A 25908-nucleotide genomic window follows, 5' to 3' on the forward strand; every position below is an offset into this window, starting at 1 on the left:
CTCCTTTATCTCTATTTTTGAAGAAAATGCTGTATTGTTCGCACCGTTTCTATCATGTGTGAAATAACAGCTATTAAATCATCAACATGGTCTTCTGTAATCGCTTTTTGAAATAGAACCTCTACCTTATTATGATATGAAATCGCTTGCTTATTATATTCATATGAAACTTTCTGCATAATCATTCTTTCTTTTCCCCATATAGAACGCATTAAAGTTTCAATTTCTTCGCATCCTACTTCTGGTTGTTCTAACGGGAATGAAAATGCTAGCTTCATTTCACAACCTGGTGTAAACTGAGGCACTTCTAGTATTTCACCAGACAAGTTCTTTGCATCCACAGATAATGAAAATGTTGCTTCTACTAATGGTTCGAACGGTTCTGTTAATTGAAATGAGATATGATATATACGACTTAATGAGGCAAGGTCCATCATATCTTTTCGATCTGTTACAAGAATATCTCCATGTAGATCAAAATCATACACAGCACCTTCTACGATTACTTTTAAATTGTCAAAAGCAGTTGGATCAAACATAATTTCCTCCAAAAAACAGGCGCCTTTCGATGGAAAGGCGCCACTTGATGTATATATAGTTTACAGATAAACGAGATGAATTACAACCTTTTAGAATAAACCTACTGCTTTTCCATCTTCATTTACATCCATTTGAAGTGCTGCTGGTTGTTTTGGAAGACCTGGCATTGTTAACATTGTACCTGTTAACGCAACGATAAAGCCTGCACCGATAGATGGTTTTAACTCACGAATTGTAACGATAAAGTCAGATGGACGACCTAATTTTGTTGCATCGTCAGAAAGAGAGTATTGTGTTTTCGCCATACAAACTGGTAGGTTACTCCAACCTTCTCCTTCATATTGAGCTAATTGCTTACGTGCTTTCGGAGCAAATTCAATATCTTTTGCGCCATACACTTTTTGAGCAATTGTACGAATTTTTTCTTCTAATGGTAATTCTAATTCATAAAGTGGTGCGTAGTTGTTTTCACCTTTTTCGATTTCTTTTAGTACTTTTTCAGCAAGGTCAACTCCGCCTTGGCCACCCTTCTCCCAAACTTCTGTTAAGGATACTGCATAGCCACGCTCATTACACCACTCTTGTAAGTATGTAACTTCTGCATCTGTATCTGTAATGAATTTATTAATTGCAATTACGAAAGGCACACCAAAGCTTTGAATTGTTTCAACATGCTTCTGTAAGTTTTCCATACCTTTTGCTAATGCATCTACATTTTCTTCTTTTAATTGATCTTTTGCTACGCCACCATGCATTTTAAGCGCACGAATCGTCGCAACAATAACAACTGCTTCTGGTTTAATGCCAGCTGCACGAGCTTTAATATCTAAAAACTTCTCAGCGCCTAAATCAGCACCAAATCCAGCTTCTGTAATAACATAATCACCTAATTTTGCTGCCATTGTCGTAGCGATAACACTGTTACAACCGTGAGCAATATTCGCAAATGGTCCGCCATGAATAATAGCTGGTGTATTTTCTAATGTTTGTACTAAGTTTGGTTTTAATGCGTCTTTTAATAATAGCGTTAACGCACCTTCTACACCTAAATCTTTAACCGTTACAGGTTGATTTGCAAAGTTATAAGCAACTACGATACGAGATAGACGCGCTTTTAAGTCTTGAATATCTGTTGCAAGGCAGAATACGGCCATAATTTCAGATGCGACTGTAATGTCAAAACCGTCTTCACGTGGTACACCTTGTACAGGTCCACCAAGACCAATTACTACGTTACGAAGGGCACGATCATTTAAGTCAACACAGCGTTTCCAAACAATTTTACGCGTATCAATTCCAAGTGTGTTTCCTTGTTGGATATGATTATCAATAAACGCTGCTAATGCGTTATTGGCAGTTGTGATCGCATGGATATCTCCAGTAAAGTGAAGGTTAATGTCTTCCATTGGTACGACTTGTGAAAAACCGCCACCTGCTGCTCCACCTTTTAATCCCATCGTCGGTCCAAGAGATGGTTCACGAAGTGCAATTACTGTTTTCTTACCAATTTTGTTAAAAGCTTGACCTAAACCAACTGTTACTGTTGATTTACCTTCTCCAGCTGGAGTTGGGTTAATTGCTGTTACTAAAACAACTTTACCGTCTTTCTCATCTTGTAAGCGCTTAAAAATATCAAGAGATAACTTACCTTTATAATGCCCGTATGGCTCTAATTCATCTTCTAAAATATTTAAATCAGCTGCAATTTCTTGAATCTTCTTCATACTCGCTTCTTGTGCGATTTCAATATCGGATTTCACTGTTGTAGTAGTTGTCATATACCCTAGTCCCCCTTTAATTGGTTCTGATGATATTGTATCAGTTTTTTGTATTTTCTGCACTTATTTACCTCCTAAAAATTCTTTCATTTCTTTATACGTTTTTTAACATAAATACCCATAAGAATGTTAACGATTGTTGTAACTCTGTAGGTAGTTGACCTAACATCTTCTCATTTACTCCGCGCTTATATACGCCGATGCCATCTATAACTTTAAAACCTTGTTCTTTCGCTAACTGTTCAAATTCCCAAGGCATCATCGTATTACAAACAACGTCTTTTCCATACAAGCGAGGATAACTGTTCTCTCGTGGCTTTGCTGTCGGTCCTAAAATTGCAATACATGCATATCCATCTTTCTTTAACACACGCTTTATTTCATTTAACGCTCGTAATGGCTCTTCCGTCCATTCTAAAGAATTAATTGCCATAATTGATTCAAATTGCTCATTTTCAAATGGTAATGCAGAAAGATCTCCTTTTATAAAAGATAAATTTGGTCCTTCTCCGCGCTCCTTACCTTTTTGAATCATCACTTCCGATAAATCTACTCCCACTGCTTTATAGCCTGCGCTACTTAATTTATATGTACCGTACCCATCACCACAACCAACATCGAGCACTTGTGCTTCTTTCTTTACGTATTGTTCAAAAAACGGAATAATTGTGCTCCTACTCCCGCTATCCCACATTTCCTGACTATTTTTATTCCAAAACTCCGCACTACTATCCCATTTCTTCTCTGCTGATTCATGCCAATTAAATGTTGTCATACATTCCCCTACCTTCACGTATTATCATTCATTTCATTCTACATCATTTTCCAAAATTCCTGTTTTATCCTGCTTGCAGTAAGACACCTACCTCAAAATTCAATGGATGCGGACCAGTTAATGGAAGAGAACTGCTCATAAAAATCCAATTGTTGCTGGCTGATAATCAGTCGTGATGGAAAAAATCCCGCACTTTATCTTCAATAGGAAATGGATATGTTAACGATGGAATACGTATTCTCCATTTTTTGCTTTACTTGGGTTTAACTCATACTCATGCTCTTCTCATTTTGAAAGATACTATAGATACACCCAATTGAAAGAGAGGGATGTACATGCGAAGAAAGAGAAATCATCATTTTAAAAGTGGTGAAAAAAACGAAGAGTATGCTGCTGAAATATCACCAGCTGGCATTCCAATTAGACATAAGCGTAAAGAAATTGCAAATGAGATAGAAGGTACAAATACCGGCGCAATGGTAGGCTATGTCGCTTTATTTCTTTCGTTATTCTCCATTGCTTTTTATCCAGTTACGCTCGGCTCCCTAGCAATTTTAGTTGGCCTATTAGCTGTCAATTTCGGAGCAAGAACACTTGGATATACAGCAATTGGTTTTGGTAGTTTTTCTGTTTTATTTACTTTACTTTATCCGCTTGCTTTGTCAGCGTTTTAAAAAAACACACCAAGTTATACTTGGTGTGTTCATTCATGATACAACATAATATGACCGCATCCACAACAATGTTTCGCTGTAATTTCTTGAAACACTGGATAATTTTCTTCATCTCGATGCTCAATAAATACTTTTTCAAACCGATACATGTTTGGTGCATATGCCCAATCTTGTTTCGTACGTGCATATAATGTTGAGGAAAAAAACTCCTCACCACCGCAAACGATACATGTGTTCTTCATCGCTATCCCTCCTATGCTTGTCTTACTTCATCTATATGAACATAAGCATAAAAAAAAGACCTTCTATTACTAGAAAGTCTTCTCTGAAACAAAAAGAAATGTACCAAACATTCCTACTCCGCTATATTCTTTTGAAACACCAGCTTCTGTTTTAAATGTTTGCTTTACAGTCATAAAGAATACACCATTTCGTGCATCTGTACTTTCAAATTGTAGTTTTTCTTTTTTACCATCTACATTTTGCGTGCATTCAAAACTACTCTCATTACAATTCAACGCATACTTATCCTCTACATACACTTTAAAATCTGATTCTTTCGGACAAGTTATAAGTAATATTGCCACGAGAATAATACTTACAATACCCACAATTGTATAATATTTCTTCATTTGTACTCCTTTCAAATGACAAGAAAACTTGACTTCATGCGCCAAGTTTTCTTAGTCAACAACCCATTGCCACTCTTGTTCTTTCTTATCAAAAATGAGCCAACCTGTTTCTGTTGCTTCCTCTTTCAATTCATCGATATTATCTAGCACCTCATCCGTACTTTCATACGAACCAACTACATATACCGGAATTTCAAGACCTCTTCTTGACTCAATCTTCCCTGCTAGATCTATGTAAAGACCATCTTCCATTAGTGGAATAAGTCCCATAATCAATTCTTTTGAAATTGCTGGGAAAATTTTTGATTTTTGGAAGAAAGAAAAACGTTTCTTACCGAAAGCACCGAGTTTATACGGAATGACTTTACTTAACATTCCTACAAAATCGGCAATTCTACGATAATACACTTTGTTGTACCATCCGTCATCATGTGAAAAATAAACAAATCTATTTTTCAGTAACGGAAAGAATGTTCTTGCAAGTGGTTCTTTTTTGTGAGCCAAATATAATAATTCTGCAATTTCTTTCGGCTCTAATTCATCTAAATCGCTTGCATCATCAAAATCTACCCAACAAAATTCATCAAATTCATCAATCTCTGCTTGAATTAACTTATGTATATTTTCTTCCTCAACATATTCAAATAAAGTATGATAATGAAAATCCGTCCATTCAAAGTTGTGCTTCAAAAGCAACACTTGATGAAGCGGTGAAGGGATGTTACTCGCAAACTCTTTAAACGTAATTCCTGATGTAATAAAACAATGACCTCGACGATTACCATTAATATATATCATATTCTTTACTTGGTCAGATCCTCCAGACAAAGCACCTAGCCACCTTCGTTTTATATGTTTCAATTCTATAGCATATTTTAACATGAAAAATTTTAGAAACATAGAAAAAACTTCAAAAACTATTTACAATTTCATGTGTTTTATTACATAGTGATTACAAGAAAAAACGCCTGCTCATAAGCAGGCGCTTTTAAAGGATTTCATCAGGGTTTTGAGGATGATGATTTCCCTCTTTCTTTTCTTCTTTTTGGAACATCGATTGAATTTTATCAATTGTTTGTGGAGCTAATTCAATCATTTTTTCTGCTAAATGTGTCGCATTTTGTAAATGAAGAATATTTACTCCATCTTTATTCACCACAAGAAATGCTACTGGTGTAATCGAAACACCACCCGCGCTACCGCCACCAAATGCAGGGTTACCGTTCGCTCTTTGTCCATCATTCGTTTGGAAATCAGAACCTCCTGCTCCAAAACCGAACGCTACTTTAGAAACCGTTAACACCACACCACCGTCAGCCGTTTGAACAGGCTCTCCAACAATCGTATTTACATCAACCATTTCTTTTAAATTTTCCATTGCTGCTTTCATTAACCCTTGAATTGGATGATCCACCGTTCATAACCTCCTTTGTCATATCTTTCCTAGTTTTTCCGAAAGTTTGTGAACTAAACATAAAATTTTATATTGATTTCAAAAAACTTAAGTTGTAATATTTAGAAAAATAAAAAAAGAGGTCGATTCTTTATGATGCGAAAATTAACAAAGAAAGATCATGAACAAGTATTCGCTTACCTAAAAGAAGAAGCAGCCATTAACTTGTTTATTATTGGAGATATTGAAGCTTTCGGTTATGACACAGATTTCCAAGAATTATGGGGAGTATTTAAAGAGAATGGGACATTAAAATCAATTCTACTCCGATTCCACGATTCATTTATACCATATAGTAAAGAAGACTTTGTTACCCTTGATTATGAGGCACTTCTTTCCGCATATAAACCGCTTAAACTCTCTGGCAAGTCAACTATTGTAGAAAGGTTTGAAACTTCTCCAAGTCTACAATTAGGCGCCAAAAATGAAATGTATTTTTGCGAATGTCTAAATGACAACAACTTACCTAGCACGCCTATCCAAGAAACAATTAAACTTGCCACACTAGATGATGTAGAGCGAATTATGCAATTGCGAGGTAACATTGCTGAATTTCCAGTTGCTAATGAATCAGAGAAAATATTAAGACAAGCTCTCAAAACAAATACAGGACGCACATATTATATTGAAAAAGACGGTGCTATTATTGCATCCGCCTCTACTTCCGCTGAAAATTCATTATCCGCTATGGTAGTTGGCGTATGTACACATTCGAATTATCGCGGAAGCGGATACGCTTCGCTCATATTACAAAAAATGATTCAAGACTTTACGAATGAAGGCCGAACGCTTTGTTTGTTTTATAACAATCCAGCTGCTGGACGTATTTACAAACGATTAGGGTTTAAAGATATTGGGATGTGGACGATGTATCGATAATTAAAAGCCGATTTAAAATCGGCTTTTATACATACTGTGCTATTCCAGCTTCAAAGGCTTTCTTATCATTATTTAGTACACCAAATAATGCTTCTTGAAGAGCAAATGTACTTTTGTAAAAATACATTCGTTCCCTTACTGCTTCTAAATTAGGATAATGTGCTGCAAATAGTTGTAAAAACTCTCCTCCATAACTAGCTAATATACCTGCAAAATCATAAGCAGGATCTCCAATGCTCGCACCACCAAAATCTATGACCCCTGAAATATCCTTTTTTGTTGCACTATATAAGATGTTTGTCATGCCAAAATCCCCATGAACAAGACTCGGTGTAAAATTAAAATGGCTCTCTTCATTTAAATACGTTTCAAAAGATAATGAAACTTCTCTTTTTGCCTCTTCTCTCATGTATGGATAAACATAATCTTTTAATTGACTATATAAACTATTTGTTTCTGCATATATATCAGCACTATCATTTTGCATAATACCTTCAAATGTGGATAACGGAATTTCATGCAATTCTTTTAAAAATCCCGCCAATGTGCACGCAAGTTTCTGTAATTGCTTTTCATCATTTATTCCCGTAAAAGTATTTTTCCAAAACGGTTCCCCTTCAATCATTTCATATCCTGCAAATACTTTTCCTAGCACTTCATCTTGCAATCTTTGATAACTTGGATCAGGAATTTGGATCGTAATAAATGGTCGTATTTTCTCCAGTAACTTTGTTTCTACTCGAAGTTTTTGAATACCTTTTTCATATTTCGGAAAACGAAATACTATATTATCATTTATAATTAAAACATCATTATTTTGGCCAATTTCATTTACATGTGCCGATTTTATTTGTAGTTCAGGATACACACTTTGTAAATACGCTACATACTCATTTTCTTTTCTCATGCTTTCTCGCTTCCCTCATTCAGACTATTATACTCACTTCAAAGTCATAATTACCTGCCTTTCAACAAACCCAAACTCTTCGTACATCTCTTTTGCAAAATTCCCAGTAAATACATTCAGCCTAATTTCTGAATATTTCTCCTTTAATTCCTTAATACCAGCTTCCATCAGTTCTCGCGATAATCCTCTCCCGCGATATTCTGGGAAAACGTACAATTCATATATAAATCCAAGTTTTTCACGAGAAAAATAGTCTGTATTTTCCCCTATTAATATCCATCCCATTACTTTATTTGCTTCTTTAACGATTAAATAATATGCTCCTTTTTCTACAATCGGCTTTGTAATTTCAATCGCTTTCTCGGTACTTAATTGACAATTCCCTCTCGTCCCTTCAAAAAGCGATTGCGCCGCATATTTTAATATTTCATTGGTATCTTCTTGATTCGCCTTAATTATCATTTTTCACAACTCCCCTTGAATAATAGGCATTACTATCCCTTGTTCAAGATTCTCCGCTTCCATAACAATTGCCGTTAATCCTTGTTCTGTACTTGTTTCATGGAGCTCTCCCTTCTCCCAAAACACAGCTTGTCCCGCCTCTACCTTTATCTTTTTTTTATTTGCCCCACATACATATCCTGCTCCGTCCACAATAAGAAGCAGTTGAGATACAACTGCTTCATGATTACCGATGATTCCATTCTCGTGTAAATGCATAGCACCGATATGTACATTTCCTTGATGGTTTACTATTTTCGACATTATGAAATTAGATTGAAATACTGATATGTGCTTTCCTACTTTTTCACTAAAATCAAAAATTTTCATTGCTAGTCCTCCTTATACGTATAAAACCATCCTTACTGTCTGCATCATATGTCCTTCAAAGTCTTCTTCAAATTGCTCTAATTCAGCAAAACCTTTCGCTTCATAAAAGCGTTTTCCTTTTTCATTTGCTGCTTCTACATGTATGTACAATTTACGTATCCCATTTAATTCCTTAATCCCTCTTTGTAATAAAGCACTTCCGATCCCTTTTCCTTGCTGATCTGGTAACAAATAAATCGCACCTAATTCCGCTTCATTTTGTAGTCTAACAGGTGAAAAGTTAGCAAATCCTATTACTTCTCCCTCTTCTTCCGCAACGAATAAATGTGTATTTTTAAGACGATATTTCATTTTTTCATCAGAATATGCCTCGTCTAAAAAACTGTCTTGAATTTCTCTTGGAATAATGCCTTCATATGTATCATGCCAAGCTATTTTCGCTACTGATTGTACAGCCTGAATATCTTCTTGCTTCATTTCTCTAATTATATATGTCATCTCGATGTCTCCATTCTCTTTAAATTATATTCTGCTAATATACTAGAAGAAATGGCAGAACCATTTTTATAATTCACCTTAATTAATTTTAATTTCTCAATTGAAGCTGTTGCAAAATCAAATTTTTCATAAATATATTCCATTACACTTAAAAACTGCTTTGTATGTAATCTATTTGCAACCGTACAATGCGGAACCCATTTTCCCGGTACGTAATATGAATTTGGATTGTCATGAAAATTTTTAAAATAATCATGATAAGAATGATGAAGTTTTAACAATTCATCGGTAACAATCGGTGCTAGAAAGACCGTTCCATTAGTAGGAAAAATTCCAACAGAAGGAAAAGTTACTGCGTCCATATTTTCTTGAATAGCTACAAACTCCCCTAGTTTCTCCGTATACAAATGAACATCTAACTCATTATAATCCGCAATCGTAATATGAGGTTCTACTCCAGCTAATTGATTTGTTCCCATCATATTCGTTAATTCATTTTGCAGTTCTGTAATTTTATTAGTAAATACACGATCAAATGTAGCAATAATAGCGTACAATCTTTCTCACCCCTTCGTTACACATAGTGCTTCCCATTCTTCACGAATCATTCCCATTCGAATAGAATCATAGTATGTTCCTTTATAATAACGACACTTTCGCATTCTACCTTCTAAGCTCATTCCTATTTTCTCCGCTACTTTCATCATTCGTTCATTGCCAGACCAAGTCGTGATTCCTACTCTACCAATCTCCATTTTTTCAAATAGCAAATCTCTATATAATGTCAATGTTTCTGTACCGTATCCACCATTCCAGTATGTTGGGTCATAAATCACAAGCCCCATCTCTAACCAACGCGTCGGTTTATATTCCCAATAAAACCCGACTGTCCCAATGATTTGACCGTTATTTTCTATAATTAAATTTGACAGTGGTTCTTCTTTCAAACGAGTTTGCATCTTCTCTTTATAGGAAGAGTATTCTTGCATTGAGAACGGGAAATATGGCGCATCCCATTTCTTCCATTCTGGGCTTTCTTCTTTAAATATGATATTCCATAATGTTTCTATATCCGATTCTTCTATTGTACGAATTGTAACTTTCTTCCCCTTTAATACAACGTTTTGCATAATTCCCTCCTGCATTCACCTTTATTTCATATATAATTATAATGTTTTTTCAGAAAAATCAAAACCAATATCATATATTATATTGTATAATTTTGTTATAAGATACCAATTATTGATTTAGAAAGCTGGTGATTCAATGAATAATCAATTTAGTATTGCTTTATTTCTCACTATTATTACGACAAATATTATTCTATATTTCTTCTTACCATCAAATATTGTTACGAAATGGGACTTCAATGGAACGCCTACATCAACAATGGATAAAAGCACTTTTATAATCGTAAATATAATTATATGTTCCTTCTTATTCTTTGTATTTTTAGCTTTATCTAAAGCAGCGAGTAACCAGAAATTTCTCCATTGGATCGGCAACACAATGTTACTATTCTTATTTGTTGTCGATATTGTCATTGCCCTCATCGCTCTTGGCTTTTCACTTCCTCTTGATCATTTCATATTTTTAGCATTAGGGCTTTTATTTATATTAATAGGTTATTTCAGTTCCAAAATTGATACGACTAAATCAACCGTTTCATTAGAATGGAATGATAAGCACCTCGAAAAAAGAGCTTCAAATATTAGTAGTATTTCAATGATGATAGCAGGGATTTTTTTAGCGATACTTCCTTTTAGCGTTTCTGCTCCCTATAGAGGTTATGGCATACTAGCAATTCTTTTAGGAATGACGCTTATCATTCTACCGAGTACGATTTATTTACTTATTAAAGACAGCAGGCAGTCCACTAATTTAAAAGGTTAATTGAAGTACGAAGGCGCAAAATAGGCAATAAAAAATAGGAGGTTACATCCCTCCTATTTCAGCTCAAGCAAAATGCCTTTCTCTATCCACCCCTCTACACCATCTTTTTTAATTAAATCATATCCTGAACAACTACCATCAATGAGAGAAACGATCTCTCCTTTTCTAACGCTTATTTGCGCACAAGAAATATCAGTTTTCACTGTATATTCACCTGACTCAAGTTGTTTCATGTATTCATTTTTTACAGTGAGTAATTTATTTGTTTCCTTTTGCTTACATATTGTGTAATCTTGCATCTTCTCGATAGGCTCTATGTAATAATACGGATATGTCACTCCGCCCTGCATTTCTGAATTCGCATTAAAATCCGCTATTACTTCGTACCCTGGAAAATAGTCTACATATGTATAAGAAAACGTATCGCCCGTTTGTTTCCTCTGAATGATAAATGCATTTAATTGTCCTGCTTCTTTAATTGCATTTCCTCCATCTATTGCAATAATTTTTTTCTCCTCATCAATAACTGGATTGTTAGACGGTGCTTCTTCAGAATAGTTCACGACAGGCCAATGACCAACTATTACATACTTATTTGCTTTATGTGATTTATTAAAAAACTCTGGCATTGCTATCGCATTTTTGCGCTCTGTTTCTTTCCAATCTACTCTATCTTCTAGCCCGGCATGCACAAAAATATAATCTTCTGTTTCAATCGCTGTCGGTAACTCCGTTAGCCAATGTATTTCTTGTGAAAATTCACTTTGCAATGCTTCTCTCACTTCACGAATTGAAGTGCCTTCATGAACTGAAAAATCCAATTGCTCTAGCCATTCATTAAAAATCGAATGCTTTCTCGTACATAAATAATTAATAAGACGAGGATTTTCATTTAGAAGAGCATCAACTAAAACTTCACAATTTCCTTCAACAACGTGAACCTTTGAATTGTTCTTTACAAGATTCATAACATAGTTTACTACGCCTATGCTATCTCGTCCTTTCTCGCAAAGATCTCCATTAATAATTAAATAATCTTCATCTTTAAAGTTAACTTTATGTAGTGCTTCTTTTAAAAGATTTAATTCTCCATGAATATCAGATATGACGATAACTCTAGCATCATTAGGGATTGATAGTTTCTTTATTTTCTTCAAGTATAAGCGCTCCAATCATTCTCTTTATTAAATTAAAATAATTCGACAAAATACACTATATAACCTTTTCAAATACATATACCATAACTTACAACCTATTTACGGTTTAATAATAACTTAAAAAATAAGAAGAAGCTGTTCCCAACTTTTGCGGGACAACTTCTTCTTATTTTTTATAATTCTTTATGAAAAGAATAACTCACTTTATCATACCCTTCTCTTTCATAAAAACGATGCGCATCAATTCTTGCAAATGCTGATGTGAGGACGATAGATTCACATCCGTTTTCCTTTCCCCAGTTCTCTATATACGAAAGTAATACATTTCCATGTCCTTTTGAACGATGTGCGTCTGCCGTTACAAGGTCATATACGAAAACGTGCTTCTTATTATAAAAGTTCGTACAAATCGCTACACCTGCAAGGCTAACAACTTCATCCTCCTCATTACGCAGCGAAAATAGTTTATAATTTTCTTCTTTCATATTTCGAAATAAAGAGCTTGTTTCCTCTTTTGAAAGTTTCGTTCTTAATTGCTGTAAAACAGGTAATACTTCATGTAATTGCTCTTCTGTTACTACTTCTTTAACATTCATTTTTAACTCTCCTCTAACTATTTATTTAATTTTCTAAATGTTATATCATTATTATAGAAAGTAACTGCCCTTTACTTAAGTGACAGTTTAAGCATTTTTTATAAGGCCAGTTTTAAAGGAGAGTTTTATATGGATTTTACTATCCCATTGCAATTACAAAGTAACACACCTATTTACTTGCAAATTTACGACTATATAAAAGCTGAAATTATACAAGGGAGTATTTCTGTTGGCACACGTCTACCCTCACACAGAAATTTAGCATCACAACTTAATATTAGCCGCATCACTGTTGAATCAGCTTATCAACAATTATTAGCTGAAGGTTATGTAGAAAGTAAACCGAAACGTGGTATTTTTGTAGCAAATTTCGATATTGACGTTATCCCAAATAAAAAACGAAATGCAGCAAAGAAGACGAACAATTTGATAGACGAAAAATTTGAATATGATTGTAGCCAAGGGCTTATTGATCAAAATGCATTTCCGATTACAAATTGGAAACGAGCATTACAAGAATCCATACTTACATACGAAAATGCACTATTTGCCAAAGAAGATCCTCAAGGTGAATTCGCTCTTCGAGAGCATATATCAACATATTTATATCATTCTCGCGGTGTACATTCTTCACCTGATCAAATTGTGATTGGTGCCGGAACGCAGCCACTTCTCTGGCTACTACTTCAACTGCTTGGCCCTACAAAAGAATACGGCATTGAAAACCCTGGATTTCACCGTATACACGCAATCATTAAAAGCTGTGATAGACAAATTCATCCCATACCATTGGATGAAAAAGGGATTGATATTTCTAGTTTATACAATACAAATGCCAATGTCGCATACGTTACACCATCACACCAATTTCCACTCGGGATTATTATGCCTTTATCTAGAAGAACAGAATTGTTAAAGTGGGCTAATGATTGCAATGGATACATTATTGAAGATGACTATGACGGAGAGTTTCGCTACGCTGGTAAGCCAATTCCTTCTTTACAAAGTCTTGATTCAAATGAACGCGTTATTTATATGGGAACTTTCTCAAAATCTTTTTTACCTTCTTTACGAATGGGATATGTTGTTTTACCACCACATCTTTTTAAAACATATCAAGAACTGCATGGAATTTTCAAACAAACAGTCGCTACAATACAACAACTTGCTTTTGCTAACTTTATACAAAGCGGGAATTGGGAACGTCATCTTAACCGGAGTCGTACACTATATAAAAGAAAACATCATGCGTTAGTAAAATCCATTATGAAAGAAATGGGGGCTAATGTTCAAATTCTTGGCGAACAGTCCGGACTTCATATTGTTTTATGTGTCCATAACAGTATGAATGAAAACGAACTGATTGAATCCGCTAAAAAACAAAGCGTTAAATTATACCCGCTTTCTCCATATGATTTCGTGAATGATTTACGTAAGGAATCATACGTATTACTCGGTTTTGGTAGCATTCCAGAAAATAAAATTGAAACGTTGGCTATATTATTGAAAAACGCTTGGTTCCCTAGTTGCAAGGAAACTTGTTAACAGTGGGTTCAACTTGTAACATACTAACAATTCAACAAAATAAAAAAGAAGGCTGTTCCAAAATAACTTTTTGGACAGCCTTCTGCTAGTTATTCACCTGACCTAGCTTTCCTTCCCGGACGTTTCACACCAGTCGTTTCTGTTGAATAAGAAGCTTCAATTATAGCGGTTGGATCTACAGAGAGAACGAGATCTTTCATTTTCGGATAAATGAATCGGTTTGTAATACAATAAATGATTCTCTTATGCTCCCCTAAAAAACCACCTTCTCCATGTAGATACGTAACAGATAGTTGCAATTCTTTCATAAGTAAATCGCCTATTTCTTTATTCTTACCAGAAATAATCATAACGCTCTTACCTTGATTTATACCATCTAATATAAAATCAATCATTTTCGTAACAATATAGAAAATGGCTAATGAGAACATCGCTTGTTCGATTGAAAATAAAATGGCAACAAAGATGAAAATAACTGCATTTACTGCAAGTAAAAATGTACTAATCGGTACATTAAAGTGTTTATTCATCCAAACTGCTAACATTTCCGAACCGTCAATTGCTCCACCCATTTTAACAACAATCCCAACACCAATTCCGAACAGCACTCCACCATAAAGTACAATTAATAACTCAGAAGTCGTAATTGCTGGAAATGGTTTTAAATAAATTAATCCGAGTGTTGTAACTACATTCGCATAAGATGTACGGATAAAAAATTTCTTTCCCATTACTTTTGCAGTAAATAATAAAATTGGGATATTAATTCCTAAGAACACACCATAAAGCGGCAATCCTGCGACTTTATTTGCCATAATAGCAATAGCCGTTACCCCGCCATCTACTAATCCATTAGGTGCTAAAATAAGCTCTAATGAACCTGCTACTATAATTGAGCCAATTGTTAATAATACGTATTCAAATACTTTCTTCATTCATTACCCCCAAAACTTATATATTTTCTTAGTATTATTTTAACGTAATTTTACTACTAATTCAAAGGTATCGATTTATATACAAAAAAGTTTCACCTTTATCGCTATTTTTATGTAACACGTAATACTAGAAACACACTTACAAATTAAAAGTAAGTGTGTTTCTAACATCTATTTAATCTTTACGTACGGCTTCATTTTTAATTCAAATATTTCCTCAACTGCCCTTTGATATCCACCAGCATTTCTAAGCGACTCTCCCACTTTACGACTATTTTCCTTAAACGTCACATCATCCATTACTTTCTTTACAGTCTCACGTAACAATTCAGAAGTTAACTCGTTACGATTAAGTGTTATGCCTGCCCCTACTTCAATCAATCGTTTTGCAACGAATGGCTGATCTCCTGTTACCGGAATTACAACTAATGGAACACCGTAATATAACGCTTCACTCGAACTATTCATACCACCATGTGTCACGAATACATCAGCATGCTGTAAAACTTCTAATTGCGGGACATAATTATACAACTTAAAGTTTTTCGGGATATTTTCAAATTGACTTATATTTATCTTCTTACCAACGACTAATACGACTGTCGCATCTACATCTTTAAACGCTTCAAAACATTTTTCATACAAAGCAGGTTGTTCATTAAAAACTGTTCCCATAGAAATGAAAATCACTTTTTCATTTTTTAAATCTTCGGTAGGAAAACTCCCCACTTCTTTTCGAGTAGCAATTGATGGACCTACAAATTTATACGATTCATCAAATAAATCTGAACGCGGCTGATATTCTTTTGAAGTATATACAATCGTAATATCACCAGGATGGTTCATAATATCATACATACTATTACATTTCATTCCATACTGCTTATTCCATCTTTCCATTCCCGCTAAACAAGATTGATATAATGGATTCATTTCGTCTACTTGTCTCGATTCTTGCCCATCATGAAAATTAATGTACTGATTAACAGCAAACGTTGTACAAGATGAAACACTTGGTAATTGTAAAATATTCGCTATAATACGTCCTACTGGAAAATGATTATCATATATTAAATAATCATATTTTTCCTCTTTTGTTTCTTCTACAATTTGAGTAACAATACGCTCTGATGCTTCAATCATATGAGATAGCATCGTCAAAGGGCTCCCACCTTCATTTACTCGTTCCATAATATTAATTTGAGAGAGAAAATTCTCAAACACTCGGAATTCTGCACCTGTTGCTTCAATCTTCTTTCTATAATCTTCAATACAATACGAAACAACTGTTTCTCCTCGTTGGATTAACTCACTCACAATAGCTAAAGTCGGATTAATATGACCTTCCCCAGGGAAATTTATTACGAGTACATTTGCCATAATATTCTCTCCTATCCAGTCAATCTTATAAAGTTAACAATTAATTATATTAATTAATTTAAGTCTATTATAAATGAATGCATTCTACTTCTTCATGCTTTTCTCTTCATTTTATTATTGAGAAATATTTTCTATAGTCTACATTATTGTGATTCACAATCTTATAAATGAATGCTTAATTTTACTTTTACTCTTCATAGATTTAAAGATATAAGTCTTACTACTATATTTTTAGACAATTCACACAAAAATGTAGAAATATAATGTTTTTAATGAATTTTCGCTATAAATGTAACTATGCTTTCAATCTTTTTATCTTTATCCTCATAACACATCATCTGTTATATAATGAATTTATAGAATTTACAGAAAAGGGAGTCTTTTCATGCTACAACAACTATTCAATTCAACTATTCTATCCGTTCAGGCCTTGCACCCAGGTTATGAAGATCATGCAAGTGAAGTTTTTCTCGTTCAAACAGAAGATACAGAAGTTATCGTTCGTACTTCTAAAATGAATGAAGAACCAAATAATGATTTTTGGTGGGGATGTAAAAATCTATTTGGAATTGATCCAAGGAACGTCCATCATTTAGAAACTGTACATACATTGCTACAAGAACATACGAATCTTCCTATCCCAACAATATTAGAAAAACATGTTTTAAATGGCCGTGAATTTGTGGTGGTCGAAAAGTTAGTAGGTAACACAGTTCAATCTTTTATCGAGCAACCAGATTCTATTTTATTTAGCCTAGGAAAAGGACTTGCAGAAATACATAAGTTTAAAGCCGATTTTATAGGAAATCCGTCAGGCACGTTCCAAGTTCCACTAGATGAATTCCAATCACATATTTTAAACGTGAGTAAAGAGCTTGTGAATATGTTTTATTCCGATGATGAAAGCATACAAAATGCTTTTCCTACCTTTGAATCACAGCTTTCTTCCCTGTCCGTACCAAAAGAAGCTACACTCGTCTTACTTGATATGGACCCTACCCAATTTTTATATGACGGTACAACTATTACGGGTTTAGTAGATACTGAAGCTTACGCGGTTGCCCCGCGAGAGTTTGATTTTATCGGACTAGAATATGTACTTACCGAAAAAGAAGCACATGCCTTTAAAAGTGGTTACGAAACAATTATGCCTATTCCTCATCTTGAAGAATGTAGACGACCATATCGTTATTTATACCGACTGTTATCTGTGCAAGGTAGTGTGGAATTAAAGGAATGGTTAAGTCACCCATCCTATTTTTAAATACAATTGAGAGGGAGTATACAATGGATATTCAGAAAAAGCGTTCTGTAACAGAAAGTGCAATACAGCAAATGAAGGATTTGGCTTATATTTGCGGGCAACAAGACAATCTTGATTACTCTTCAGATTTACATATCAACTTTTTAAAAAATCGAAATGAAGATCATATAAACGATTTTCTTCTTTATAACGGTACTCAATTAATTGGCACTTTAAATATATATGATTTCGAAAGACCAACAAAGCTTGAACTAATAGGCTTTGTACATCCTCATTTTAGAAAACAACGTTTCGGAACTACCCTTTTACAAACTGCAATGAAAGAAATACAAAATAGAGAGGCAGATGAAGCTCTTCTTATTATCAATGGGGATTCTATTTCTGGGAATGAATTTGTAAAACATATGAAGTTACCGTATTTATATAGTGAATATAGTATGGAGTTCAAAATAAACGAAATTCAAAAAACAACAGAAAGTAATATACAGCTTACTCTTGCAGCTTCAGAATCACTTCTTGACCTTATTGAAATTTCTAGTAAAGCTTTTGGTGATTCAGTAGACAATACGGCTACATGGTTACAAAAAATGATGACTTCACCTTCTCATAAAGTTTACAGTGCTCTTATTAACGAAAAAGCTATTGGAACAATTACAGTTACTGAGCAAGAACAATCTACTACACTATCAGGATTCGCCGTTCATCCTTCTTATCAAGGTAAAGGATATGGAAAAGATATTCTTAGTTATATGGTACATACCCTTATTACAGAAGGAACTTCAACAATTGAATTAGACGTCGAAACGAAAAACAACCATGCTTTAAAACTATATACACAATGTGGTTTTAAAATTAAAACGAAGCATGACTATTATAATTTAATGAATAGCACGGAGAATATTTATGTCTAAAAAACTTATTTATTCTGATTACGATATTTTCGCATCTATTTATAATAAACATTGGGGACATTTTGCCGAACACTCCTATCTTGCTTTTGAAAAACTCGTTTTACAATATGCACAACCACATTCTCATATTTTAGATCTTTGTTGCGGGACTGGTCATCTTACTAGGAAACTACTTGATAACAATTTTGTAGTAACTGGTATAGATGGTTCTACTCAAATGATTGAATATGCACGTGAAAATGCGCCAGATGCAACCTTTTTCGTCGATGACGCTCGCTATTTCAATATAAATGAGCAATTCCACTACGTCATCTCTGCCGGTGATAGTTTAAACCATATTATGAATTTAGATGAACTAAAAAGTGTGTTTCACAACGTTTACTCCGCATTACATAACGAGGGTATATTCGCATTTGATATGAATATGGAAAAAGGATTTCTTGAAAACTGGATTGCTTCGTTTCATATTTCAGAGAAAGAATATGTTTGTACGATCGACTCTACATTTGATAATAAAAACAAAAAAGCAGAAATGAATTTCATATTATTTACACGTGATACAAATGATATTTGGAAAAGAAGTGACTTTTCTTTTAAAGAAACATGTTACACTAAAGACGAAATTACTCATGCATTACAATCTGTAGGTTTTAAAAATATTCAATCGTACGGTACAAATAGAGCATTTTTCACTTGCCAAAAATAAAAAAACTGAATCTAAATGATTCAGTTTTTTCTTAATATATTTACAACTGCAGTTGTTTCGTCATTTTCTTTATAAACACGCGGAATTCTTCTATCTAGCATACATGTAACTTCATAGTTTATTGTACTTAACATATCCGCTATTTCTTCTACTGTGATATTTTCTTCACCTTGTTTACCGTAGAATACTACTTCGTCTCCTACTTGTACTGGCATCGCTTTTGAAACATCCAACATTAACTGATCCATACAAACACGGCCAATTACAGGTACTCGAACCCCGTTAATTAACGCATAGCCTTTATTAGATAATTGACGATTATAACCATCAGCATAACCAATTGGTACAGTCGCAATCCATTCTTCACCAGTTGTTACATACGTATTCCCATAACTTACACCACGATTTTTCTTCGCATGTTTAATATGAGCCACTTTTGATTTTAACGACAACGCAGGCTGTAAAGAAACGACTGAATGATCCACCTCTTTTGATGGATACATACCGTACACTCCTATTCCAACGCGCACCATATTTTGAAATGTGTTACTTAATTCCATTGATCCTGCACTATTTGAACTATGAATATATGGTATTTGAATTCCTAATTCTTTCGCTGTATTAACAGCTTTTTCAAATAAACTTGTTTGCATATTCGTATATGATTTATCGATTTCATCTGCCGTAGAGTAATGCGTAAATATCCCTACTACTTCTATATACTCCATACGGTTTAATTCTTCTAAAAATGGTTTAACTTCTTCTTCTTGTAAACCGATACGACTCATTCCTGTATCAATTTTCACTTGAATTTGTACTTTCTTTTGAAGACGGTTTGCAATTTCATTTATACCATGTAAATCTTCTACTCTATAAACAGTCATCATAACGTCATATTGAATTACATCTTCTACAGCCGCTACTGGTGTGTATCCTAAAATTAAAATCGGCACAGTAATTCCTGCTTCTCTTAATTCTATTGCTTCATCTACAAATGCAACTGCAAGTTGATTTATTCCAGCTTCAATTGCAGCTTTGGCAACTTCAACTGCCCCATGGCCATACCCATTCGCTTTTACAGCAGCCATCATCTTAATTTCTTCATCATTTACATGTTTTTTAAATTCTTTTACATTATGTTTTACAGCATTTAAGTCAATTTCTACAGTTGTATCTCTTCCATATTTCAAACTCATTGGTCTAACTCCTAACTCAATAATTGCATTCCATTCTATTTCACGTTTCATATGACCTTTTACAATATAATACTTTTCATTATGCTAGTCAAACTACTAGAATTTTCGGAATTTTGAGTATGATATAATATCCTCAAGAAACTATTATATACGGAGACGAGGAGAATTACAATGTTTGTTCAATCTGCATTACATCAACTAAAAGTTGCTATTGATACTTCTATTTATATGCTTAACCAATATAGTGAAAACGATTTAAAAATACAACCGATTCACTCAAAACGATCATTATTTGAAATGTGTACACATCTTTCTCTTATTTGTCATGCTGATTTGCTCATTTTAAATGGTATTCCAGAAAAAGAATTACATACCTTTTATATAGAACATACGCCCGTAACAGTTGCTCAAATGCAACAAACGATGATTGAAGGATACAACCTTCTCTCCAAAACATTTCTTTCCTACTCCCAAATAGAATTAGCAGAAGTTATGACTGCCTATTGGGGTATTTCTTATTCGCGCTTTGAATGGTTACTTGAAATCGTTGCACACTTTTATCATCATCGTGGACAAATTCATCTTTTATTATGTGAGCATATGAAAGATCCTCGCATTCCTTTATTTGAGTGATTTTCCACTTATTCATTAATTATAAATAGAGAAGCTACAAAACCAATAAAAAGTAGCATTCCTAATAAAATAAATGTTTGAGCATACCCTCCTATTTTCATTAGATAAATAGAAATGATAGGTCCTATACTAGTACCTAAAAATAAAATAAAAGTATAAATAGATACTGCTATTCCCCTCGCTTTCCCTCCTAATTGACCTACAAGAGAAACTAAAGACGGAACGGATATAGCAATACCTATTACAAAACAGACACTCATCATTACAAGTAGAGATAGATACGAAACAAAGCCCATTGAACTTAGACTAAAAATAGCGATCAACAATCCTCCCTGAAGAACTTTTCTTACTTCAAACCTCTTCGTTAAACGACCTGTAAGCGGTGACAGCAACATACCAAATAGCCCCGCTAAGCGAAAATAAAGAATTTGTTCTGCAGTTAAATTGTAAGTAGGAGAGCTCAAATAATTCCCTAAAACAGTATACATATTAACAAAAGCCATTAATAAAACAAATGCAATTATATAGCTTAATACTAAGCTTTTATTTGTAAAAACTTTACCCATCTGTTTAATTGGCCCCAAAATATCAGTATAGGATTGAGACGTCTCTTCTTTCGGAAGAGAATAATAAACCCATATAGCAGTACTTATATAGACAATGCTAAGAAGAAAGAAAACCATATGCCATCCAAAATGCTGACTAACAGCAGTACTTATTACCTGCCCTACAATTCCAGCTACTAAAAAACCAGTACTAACAAATCCTATTGTTGTAACCCTTCTTTCTACTGGGAATATTTCTACAACGTAGGCTAACGCTACTGGAGAAAATGTAGCTGCTGCTATCCCTTGTATACCTCTAAAAATAACAAGCCAAAATAAACTATCTACAAACCCTAAGCAAAAAGAAACAATCGACAGTGCAAGCAATCCAATAAAAATCACTTTTTTTCGTCCATATTTATCAGAAATTGCCCCAAATAACAAACACCCTATAGCAAAGCCAACAGAAAATATACTTCCTGTAGCTGCCGATTGTGCTAATGACGTATTAAAAATGTTTGAAAATAGAGAGATTAAAGGTATTGTTACATATAGGCTAGACATAACTACCATACCCGACCAACATAATACTGCTGTCATTATTGTATAATTCTTTTCACTATTTACTTCCTTTCCTATTTCCATCATAAACTCTCTCCCTTATTACGATTTGTTTTTATTAGTTTAAACTCTCTAAATTACTAAAATAGCATTCCTTTAACTCTTATTTATTTTAATTACATAGCAAAAATTATCACCGTCCATAAAGTTAGTTAAGCATATAATAAGGTAAGCTAATTATATGTCCAAATAAATAAGTTGATCTTCATAATCAACTTATTTACCTACCTTCTCCTAATTTCACCTGCATAGTTGTTTGCATTTTATTTAATAGCTTTTCTAAAACTTGACGCTCTTCTTGATTAAAGCCATCAACTAACGAAGCGCAAGATAACCAAAAAGTTGGTAAAGAATGTGTAACTAGTTCTTTTCCTTTCGGAGTAATTTTCACCTTTAATCTTCTTCGATCTTCAGAATGGTGGAATCTTACGATTAACTCTCGTTTCTCCATCCAATCTAATAAGCCAGTGACAGAAGCACGTGTAATCCCTAATCGACTCGCAATATCCGAAGGACTCATGTTCACCTCTTCCCCATTCGCTTCCATTTCACGCAAAATAAACAATAGTAAAAAATCTAATTTACTCTCTGAAATACCAAGCGGAGCTAAATCTACGTCAACCGCATCAAGAACATTATCAGACGTCCATAACATTAACAAACCAAGTTTTGCTGCGATTGGATCCGTTTCCGCTGATGCTGTCTTTTTGATTAACTCTGCGTACGGCTCAATCCCTAAAGGAAGAGAATCTTTTCTTGAATCCATTCATCTTCACTCTCCTTTCTCGTTAAATAATTAGCTTACCTAATTACTTTCTCATTATACTCATATTTTTCCTTTTATTGCAAGCACATTGTTGAACAAAAAAATCCTATTATTAAAACAGGATTTTTCACACTGACTAGCTATCAGTTTTAAATAATGTGCAACTTCTTTAAGGCATAAGAAATTCCGCCTTCACTCGCCTTCGTTGTAACGAAATCAGCCCTTCTCTTCAACTCCTCTCCACCATTTCCCATCGCAACTCCTAATCCTACATACTGCAACATCTCAATATCATTTCCACCATCACCAAAAGCAATGGCTTCTGATTTACTAATATTTAAATGTTCCAATACTTTTTGAATTGCAGTTAGCTTCGATACTTTACTATCTTCCAATACATTCATAACGTAACCATGAAAACGGTCAAACGTAAGTGCTGGATATCTTTCAATGAATTTTTGAGCTTCTGCTTCATCAGCATACAGACATATGCAATACATCTCATCTGACAAGTTTTTAACTTTGTCAGGATACCTCTCTAAATTTAAAGTTTCATTTAACGCTCGTATGACACGTTCATCTTTGGAGGCAATATCATTCATTGCAAATTCTTCTGTAAAGTAAGAAACACTGTGACCATGTAATTCAGCAAAAATTGAAATATCATGAACGATTTCGCTTGAAAGTACTGATTTATGTATAACTTTTTCCCCACATTTTATATGTGCACCATTTGCAGAAATATACGTTTTTATGCCTAGCCCCTTAAATTGTGAGCATAAACTATATGGTCTCCCTGTTGTAACAACTACGTGAATCCCCTTATCTATTAATCTTTGTACCGCTTCTTTTGTACTTTCGTGCATACTTCTATCAATCTCGCTTAAAAGCGTACCGTCAACATCAAAAAATGCAACTTTGTACATAAGTCTTTACATCCCGTCCAAATGATTCGTATCATTAATGAAATGCACCGTTTTTTGTTCACCCTCAATTTCAATTAAACTTATTCCCGTATCTCCCATTTTGAAATAGTAGTCCATTGAAATTGGCATTTTGAAAAATGCACGTAATAGACTATTAATTACGCCTCCATGGGCAACAATTGCAATTCGATCATATGTATTCTCTGTCACAATTTTAGAAAAAATCCCTTCTATTCTCATTCGAAACTCAATAAATGACTCTCCGTTTTCAAAACGGTCATGAAGAAATTTTGGCTCTGGATATTTCTTTGCTTCTTCAAATGATAAGCCAGCTTGTATTCCATTATTAAACTCCATTAATTCCTCTTCTAATTGAATTGGACAACCAATTGCTTCTGCTAATGTTTCACCCGTTTCGCGAGCGCGTTTTAATGTGCTTGCCCAAATGAAATCTGGTGCAAAATCTTTTTTCACTTTCTGTACAAGTCTTTGTACTTGTCGTCTCCCTTTGTCAGTCAACTCAAAATCAGCTCGTCCTTCATGCACATGTAAGATATCAGCTTCTGATTCTCCGTGGCGTATTAGTAGTATTTGCATGTTTCTCTCTCCCCCTTTATTTAACATTCACAAAATTCTATTATATCACATTTTAAGATTTCAAAATAAAAAGGAACGGTCTCCCGTCCCTCATCCATTCACTTTTTCCGCATCATTCCAATAATATTTACTAAACGCTTCTGTTAACACATCAATTGTGTTATATAATTCATCTAACGTATTATCAACACCACCAACTTCAATTAACATCGCATTTTTCGATAGATCTTGGTTATAAACGCCATTTCCATCTTTTTTATACTTCGGAAAAATCCCTCTACTTAATCCATAATAGTTTTCATCTAAATAACTATTGATCGCTCTTGCAATTTTTTCATTTTCAGCACGGCCTTCATTTTCCATCCCAATAATAAAATATAATCTTGCATACGATTTTCCATTAATTACTTTTGTTGTTACTTTCTTACGCTGATCATCACGATGTATATCAATCGGAAACGCAATTTTATTATTTTGTGCTAATGCTCCTTTTACATATTCATGAGATGCTTTATATGACTGATACCATACCCACTTTTTACTCGCTAATAAATCACCCATATTCGTTTTATCGTGAATTACTGGAATTCCTTGCCCCTCAAGTTGTTCCTTCATACGTTTTCCTAGTAAGGACACATTTACATCTGGGCTAGATGGATCAGTTGCCCCTGGTAATAATGGAAAGAAGGATTCCCAGCTATGTGTATGATAAATATATACTGCACTTTCACCTTTTTTCGCTCCGTTCTTTTTCTGAACCGGATTATTCTTTTCCGCTTCTGTAACTTTATCTTTTGCTACTTCCCGTTCTTTCGTTACTTCTTCAATCGGTACACTAGATTCATTTGGGATATTCGTCAAGTTTGTCCCTTCCCCAGCTACGATAATATTAGAATAATACTTTGACATACCAGGTACTTCTTTACCGACGAATGTTCTTAAATCTTTAATTTTCAAATCTGTCGCAATAGAGAACATTAAATTCCCAACTGACTCTCTTTTATTCTGCTTAAAATAATCAAATCCGTAATAGTGATTCTCACTTTCTATCATTTGAACAAAACCTTGCATCGATACTTTTCCAAACCATTGATTTGCATAATTCGATTTCATTGTATGTAAAAGTGACGTCAAAATCGACGCTATTATAATTACTATTAGCGCATATAAAAGGAGTAACGAAATTAATTTCTTCCCATGTATTCGAGTTGCATACTTTTTCACTGCATCACCTTCTTTATACATGGATATGTACAAGCTTTTCGGAATA

Annotated in this window: 31 protein-coding genes; 8 read left to right on the plus strand and 23 right to left on the minus strand. The window is 34.1% G+C overall.

Annotated elements, in window-relative coordinates; translation table 11 throughout:
- Window positions 1-11 precede the first annotated feature (11 nt).
- The 3 genes from IBT51_RS00240 to IBT51_RS00250 all read right to left on the minus strand — a co-directional run bounded on the left by IBT51_RS00240 (window position 12) and on the right by IBT51_RS00250 (window position 3093).
- Window positions 12-539 (minus strand): hypothetical protein, encoded by a 528-nt coding sequence (locus IBT51_RS00240; protein WP_000460216.1) that lies wholly within the window; start codon window positions 537-539, stop codon window positions 12-14.
- A 90-nt stretch (window positions 540-629) separates the two neighbouring features.
- Window positions 630-2318, minus strand: a complete 1689-nt coding sequence (locus IBT51_RS00245) for a formate--tetrahydrofolate ligase (protein WP_014482011.1) — start codon at window positions 2316-2318, stop codon at window positions 630-632.
- Between the two features lie 94 nt (window positions 2319-2412).
- A complete protein-coding gene (locus IBT51_RS00250; RefSeq protein ID WP_000206577.1) occupies window positions 2413-3093 on the minus strand; it encodes a class I SAM-dependent methyltransferase in 681 nt (226 codons plus the stop codon).
- Between the two features lie 335 nt (window positions 3094-3428).
- On the opposite strand from IBT51_RS00250, the gene IBT51_RS00255 reads away from it, so the two are divergent.
- Window positions 3429-3767 carry a hypothetical protein gene (locus IBT51_RS00255; RefSeq protein WP_001253201.1) on the plus strand — a complete coding sequence of 113 codons (339 nt, stop codon included), beginning with the start codon at window positions 3429-3431 and terminating at the stop codon, window positions 3765-3767.
- 29 nt (window positions 3768-3796) lie between these two features.
- On the opposite strand, the gene IBT51_RS00260 is transcribed toward IBT51_RS00255, so the two are convergent.
- The 4 genes from IBT51_RS00260 to ytfJ all read right to left on the minus strand — a co-directional run bounded on the left by IBT51_RS00260 (window position 3797) and on the right by ytfJ (window position 5813).
- The gene (locus tag IBT51_RS00260; RefSeq protein WP_000798747.1) at window positions 3797-4009 is read right to left on the minus strand and encodes a hypothetical protein; all 213 of its coding nucleotides are present in this window, start codon (window positions 4007-4009) and stop codon (window positions 3797-3799) included.
- A gap of 69 nt (window positions 4010-4078) precedes the next feature.
- Window positions 4079-4399 carry a hypothetical protein gene (locus IBT51_RS00265; protein ID WP_000761184.1) on the minus strand — a complete coding sequence of 107 codons (321 nt, stop codon included), beginning with the start codon at window positions 4397-4399 and terminating at the stop codon, window positions 4079-4081.
- Between the two features lie 51 nt (window positions 4400-4450).
- Window positions 4451-5227 carry an oxalate:formate antiporter gene (locus IBT51_RS00270; protein WP_000014087.1) on the minus strand — a complete coding sequence of 259 codons (777 nt, stop codon included), beginning with the start codon at window positions 5225-5227 and terminating at the stop codon, window positions 4451-4453.
- 160 nt (window positions 5228-5387) lie between these two features.
- Window positions 5388-5813, minus strand: a complete 426-nt coding sequence (gene ytfJ, locus IBT51_RS00275; RefSeq protein ID WP_000349991.1) for a GerW family sporulation protein — start codon at window positions 5811-5813, stop codon at window positions 5388-5390.
- Window positions 5814-5945: 132 nt separating this feature from the next.
- On the opposite strand from ytfJ, the gene IBT51_RS00280 reads away from it, so the two are divergent.
- Window positions 5946-6731: a GNAT family N-acetyltransferase gene (locus IBT51_RS00280; protein ID WP_200457902.1), complete on the plus strand. Its 786-nt coding sequence runs from the start codon at window positions 5946-5948 to the stop codon at window positions 6729-6731.
- Between the two features lie 25 nt (window positions 6732-6756).
- Here IBT51_RS00280 and IBT51_RS00285 read toward each other — a convergent pair whose 3' ends face one another.
- From IBT51_RS00285 to IBT51_RS00310, 6 genes are read right to left on the minus strand one after another with little or no spacing between them, the layout of a single operon-like run.
- On the minus strand, window positions 6757-7638 hold the full coding sequence (locus tag IBT51_RS00285; protein ID WP_098127110.1) for a phosphotransferase family protein: 882 nt from the start codon (window positions 7636-7638) through the stop codon (window positions 6757-6759).
- Window positions 7639-7671: 33 nt separating this feature from the next.
- The gene (locus IBT51_RS00290) at window positions 7672-8100 is read right to left on the minus strand and encodes a GNAT family N-acetyltransferase (protein WP_053564669.1); all 429 of its coding nucleotides are present in this window, start codon (window positions 8098-8100) and stop codon (window positions 7672-7674) included.
- 3 nt (window positions 8101-8103) lie between these two features.
- Window positions 8104-8469, minus strand: a complete 366-nt coding sequence (locus IBT51_RS00295) for a cupin (protein ID WP_053564670.1) — start codon at window positions 8467-8469, stop codon at window positions 8104-8106.
- A 12-nt stretch (window positions 8470-8481) separates the two neighbouring features.
- A complete protein-coding gene (locus IBT51_RS00300; protein ID WP_053564671.1) occupies window positions 8482-8967 on the minus strand; it encodes a GNAT family N-acetyltransferase in 486 nt (161 codons plus the stop codon).
- Window positions 8964-9524 (minus strand): 2'-5' RNA ligase family protein, encoded by a 561-nt coding sequence (locus IBT51_RS00305; protein ID WP_078401113.1) that lies wholly within the window; start codon window positions 9522-9524, stop codon window positions 8964-8966. The genes IBT51_RS00300 and IBT51_RS00305 overlap by 4 nt, the downstream gene beginning before the upstream one ends.
- Window positions 9525-9530: 6 nt before the next feature.
- Window positions 9531-10097, minus strand: coding sequence for a GNAT family N-acetyltransferase (locus IBT51_RS00310; protein WP_001181849.1), 567 nt, complete (start codon window positions 10095-10097; stop codon window positions 9531-9533).
- 136 nt (window positions 10098-10233) lie between these two features.
- On the opposite strand from IBT51_RS00310, the gene IBT51_RS00315 reads away from it, so the two are divergent.
- Window positions 10234-10860 carry a DUF1648 domain-containing protein gene (locus IBT51_RS00315; protein ID WP_200457903.1) on the plus strand — a complete coding sequence of 209 codons (627 nt, stop codon included), beginning with the start codon at window positions 10234-10236 and terminating at the stop codon, window positions 10858-10860.
- Between the two features lie 53 nt (window positions 10861-10913).
- On the opposite strand, the gene IBT51_RS00320 is transcribed toward IBT51_RS00315, so the two are convergent.
- Window positions 10914-12017, minus strand: a complete 1104-nt coding sequence (locus IBT51_RS00320) for a metallophosphoesterase (RefSeq protein ID WP_200457904.1) — start codon at window positions 12015-12017, stop codon at window positions 10914-10916.
- A 173-nt stretch (window positions 12018-12190) separates the two neighbouring features.
- Entirely contained in the window at window positions 12191-12613 is a 423-nt protein-coding gene (locus tag IBT51_RS00325) for a GNAT family N-acetyltransferase (protein ID WP_001101119.1), read from the minus strand.
- A gap of 129 nt (window positions 12614-12742) precedes the next feature.
- On the opposite strand from IBT51_RS00325, the gene pdxR reads away from it, so the two are divergent.
- Window positions 12743-14158, plus strand: a complete 1416-nt coding sequence (gene pdxR, locus IBT51_RS00330; RefSeq protein ID WP_098852610.1) for a MocR-like pyridoxine biosynthesis transcription factor PdxR — start codon at window positions 12743-12745, stop codon at window positions 14156-14158.
- A gap of 89 nt (window positions 14159-14247) precedes the next feature.
- Here pdxR and IBT51_RS00335 read toward each other — a convergent pair whose 3' ends face one another.
- Together IBT51_RS00335 and IBT51_RS00340 are read right to left on the minus strand one after the other, a co-directional pair.
- Entirely contained in the window at window positions 14248-15093 is an 846-nt protein-coding gene (locus tag IBT51_RS00335) for a YitT family protein (RefSeq protein WP_000755126.1), read from the minus strand.
- A gap of 171 nt (window positions 15094-15264) precedes the next feature.
- A complete protein-coding gene (locus tag IBT51_RS00340; protein ID WP_200457905.1) occupies window positions 15265-16473 on the minus strand; it encodes a macrolide family glycosyltransferase in 1209 nt (402 codons plus the stop codon).
- Between the two features lie 385 nt (window positions 16474-16858).
- Here IBT51_RS00340 and IBT51_RS00345 point away from each other — a divergent pair, with 385 nt between their 5' ends.
- From IBT51_RS00345 to IBT51_RS00355, 3 genes are read left to right on the plus strand one after another with little or no spacing between them, the layout of a single operon-like run.
- Window positions 16859-17737 carry an aminoglycoside phosphotransferase family protein gene (locus IBT51_RS00345; RefSeq protein WP_200457906.1) on the plus strand — a complete coding sequence of 293 codons (879 nt, stop codon included), beginning with the start codon at window positions 16859-16861 and terminating at the stop codon, window positions 17735-17737.
- A gap of 23 nt (window positions 17738-17760) precedes the next feature.
- On the plus strand, window positions 17761-18648 hold the full coding sequence (locus tag IBT51_RS00350) for a GNAT family N-acetyltransferase (protein ID WP_200457907.1): 888 nt from the start codon (window positions 17761-17763) through the stop codon (window positions 18646-18648).
- A complete protein-coding gene (locus IBT51_RS00355; RefSeq protein ID WP_069355468.1) occupies window positions 18641-19354 on the plus strand; it encodes a class I SAM-dependent methyltransferase in 714 nt (237 codons plus the stop codon). The genes IBT51_RS00350 and IBT51_RS00355 overlap by 8 nt, the downstream gene beginning before the upstream one ends.
- A gap of 20 nt (window positions 19355-19374) precedes the next feature.
- On the opposite strand, the gene alr is transcribed toward IBT51_RS00355, so the two are convergent.
- Window positions 19375-20550 carry an alanine racemase gene (gene alr / locus IBT51_RS00360; RefSeq protein ID WP_098678284.1) on the minus strand — a complete coding sequence of 392 codons (1176 nt, stop codon included), beginning with the start codon at window positions 20548-20550 and terminating at the stop codon, window positions 19375-19377.
- A 171-nt stretch (window positions 20551-20721) separates the two neighbouring features.
- Between alr and IBT51_RS00365 the strand changes: the two genes are divergently transcribed.
- Entirely contained in the window at window positions 20722-21183 is a 462-nt protein-coding gene (locus IBT51_RS00365) for a DinB family protein (RefSeq protein ID WP_000498006.1), read from the plus strand.
- An 8-nt stretch (window positions 21184-21191) separates the two neighbouring features.
- On the opposite strand, the gene IBT51_RS00370 is transcribed toward IBT51_RS00365, so the two are convergent.
- The 5 genes from IBT51_RS00370 to spoIIP form a co-directional block, all read right to left on the minus strand.
- On the minus strand, window positions 21192-22373 hold the full coding sequence (locus IBT51_RS00370) for an MFS transporter (RefSeq protein ID WP_141544764.1): 1182 nt from the start codon (window positions 22371-22373) through the stop codon (window positions 21192-21194).
- Window positions 22374-22569: 196 nt separating this feature from the next.
- On the minus strand, window positions 22570-23115 hold the full coding sequence (locus IBT51_RS00375; protein ID WP_000378333.1) for a MarR family winged helix-turn-helix transcriptional regulator: 546 nt from the start codon (window positions 23113-23115) through the stop codon (window positions 22570-22572).
- A 149-nt stretch (window positions 23116-23264) separates the two neighbouring features.
- Window positions 23265-24041, minus strand: coding sequence for a Cof-type HAD-IIB family hydrolase (locus tag IBT51_RS00380; RefSeq protein ID WP_089170859.1), 777 nt, complete (start codon window positions 24039-24041; stop codon window positions 23265-23267).
- Window positions 24042-24047: 6 nt separating this feature from the next.
- Window positions 24048-24638, minus strand: a complete 591-nt coding sequence (locus IBT51_RS00385) for a histidine phosphatase family protein (protein WP_065483341.1) — start codon at window positions 24636-24638, stop codon at window positions 24048-24050.
- Window positions 24639-24728: 90 nt separating this feature from the next.
- Window positions 24729-25883, minus strand: coding sequence for a stage II sporulation protein P (gene spoIIP, locus IBT51_RS00390; protein ID WP_023521757.1), 1155 nt, complete (start codon window positions 25881-25883; stop codon window positions 24729-24731).
- Between the last annotated feature and the right edge of the window lie 25 nt (window positions 25884-25908).

Origin of the sequence: Bacillus sp. S71 (genome assembly GCF_016625265.1) — a bacterium.
Lineage (GTDB): Bacteria > Bacillota > Bacilli > Bacillales > Bacillaceae_G > Bacillus_A > Bacillus_A cereus.

Excerpts from the sequence above, each read along its gene's own strand:
- IBT51_RS00240 (WP_000460216.1), bottom strand. The coding sequence starts at position 539 with ATGTTTGATCCAACTGCTTTTGACAATTTAAAAGTAATCGTAGAAGGT.
- IBT51_RS00245 (WP_014482011.1), bottom strand. The coding sequence starts at position 2,318 with ATGACAACTACTACAACAGTGAAATCCGATATTGAAATCGCACAAGAA.
- IBT51_RS00250 (WP_000206577.1), bottom strand. The coding sequence starts at position 3,093 with ATGACAACATTTAATTGGCATGAATCAGCAGAGAAGAAATGGGATAGT.
- IBT51_RS00255 (WP_001253201.1), top strand. The coding sequence starts at position 3,429 with ATGCGAAGAAAGAGAAATCATCATTTTAAAAGTGGTGAAAAAAACGAA.
- IBT51_RS00260 (WP_000798747.1), bottom strand. The coding sequence starts at position 4,009 with ATGAAGAACACATGTATCGTTTGCGGTGGTGAGGAGTTTTTTTCCTCA.
- IBT51_RS00265 (WP_000761184.1), bottom strand. The coding sequence starts at position 4,399 with ATGAAGAAATATTATACAATTGTGGGTATTGTAAGTATTATTCTCGTG.
- IBT51_RS00280 (WP_200457902.1), top strand. The coding sequence starts at position 5,946 with ATGATGCGAAAATTAACAAAGAAAGATCATGAACAAGTATTCGCTTAC.
- IBT51_RS00285 (WP_098127110.1), bottom strand. The coding sequence starts at position 7,638 with ATGAGAAAAGAAAATGAGTATGTAGCGTATTTACAAAGTGTGTATCCT.
- IBT51_RS00290 (WP_053564669.1), bottom strand. The coding sequence starts at position 8,100 with ATGATAATTAAGGCGAATCAAGAAGATACCAATGAAATATTAAAATAT.
- IBT51_RS00295 (WP_053564670.1), bottom strand. The coding sequence starts at position 8,469 with ATGAAAATTTTTGATTTTAGTGAAAAAGTAGGAAAGCACATATCAGTA.
- IBT51_RS00300 (WP_053564671.1), bottom strand. The coding sequence starts at position 8,967 with ATGACATATATAATTAGAGAAATGAAGCAAGAAGATATTCAGGCTGTA.
- IBT51_RS00310 (WP_001181849.1), bottom strand. The coding sequence starts at position 10,097 with ATGCAAAACGTTGTATTAAAGGGGAAGAAAGTTACAATTCGTACAATA.
- IBT51_RS00315 (WP_200457903.1), top strand. The coding sequence starts at position 10,234 with ATGAATAATCAATTTAGTATTGCTTTATTTCTCACTATTATTACGACA.
- IBT51_RS00325 (WP_001101119.1), bottom strand. The coding sequence starts at position 12,613 with ATGAATGTTAAAGAAGTAGTAACAGAAGAGCAATTACATGAAGTATTA.
- pdxR (WP_098852610.1), top strand. The coding sequence starts at position 12,743 with ATGGATTTTACTATCCCATTGCAATTACAAAGTAACACACCTATTTAC.
- IBT51_RS00335 (WP_000755126.1), bottom strand. The coding sequence starts at position 15,093 with ATGAAGAAAGTATTTGAATACGTATTATTAACAATTGGCTCAATTATA.
- IBT51_RS00340 (WP_200457905.1), bottom strand. The coding sequence starts at position 16,473 with ATGGCAAATGTACTCGTAATAAATTTCCCTGGGGAAGGTCATATTAAT.
- IBT51_RS00345 (WP_200457906.1), top strand. The coding sequence starts at position 16,859 with ATGCTACAACAACTATTCAATTCAACTATTCTATCCGTTCAGGCCTTG.
- IBT51_RS00350 (WP_200457907.1), top strand. The coding sequence starts at position 17,761 with ATGGATATTCAGAAAAAGCGTTCTGTAACAGAAAGTGCAATACAGCAA.
- IBT51_RS00355 (WP_069355468.1), top strand. The coding sequence starts at position 18,641 with ATGTCTAAAAAACTTATTTATTCTGATTACGATATTTTCGCATCTATT.
- alr (WP_098678284.1), bottom strand. The coding sequence starts at position 20,550 with ATGAGTTTGAAATATGGAAGAGATACAACTGTAGAAATTGACTTAAAT.
- IBT51_RS00365 (WP_000498006.1), top strand. The coding sequence starts at position 20,722 with ATGTTTGTTCAATCTGCATTACATCAACTAAAAGTTGCTATTGATACT.
- IBT51_RS00370 (WP_141544764.1), bottom strand. The coding sequence starts at position 22,373 with ATGGAAATAGGAAAGGAAGTAAATAGTGAAAAGAATTATACAATAATG.
- IBT51_RS00375 (WP_000378333.1), bottom strand. The coding sequence starts at position 23,115 with ATGGATTCAAGAAAAGATTCTCTTCCTTTAGGGATTGAGCCGTACGCA.
- IBT51_RS00380 (WP_089170859.1), bottom strand. The coding sequence starts at position 24,041 with ATGTACAAAGTTGCATTTTTTGATGTTGACGGTACGCTTTTAAGCGAG.
- IBT51_RS00385 (WP_065483341.1), bottom strand. The coding sequence starts at position 24,638 with ATGCAAATACTACTAATACGCCACGGAGAATCAGAAGCTGATATCTTA.
- spoIIP (WP_023521757.1), bottom strand. The coding sequence starts at position 25,883 with ATGTATAAAGAAGGTGATGCAGTGAAAAAGTATGCAACTCGAATACAT.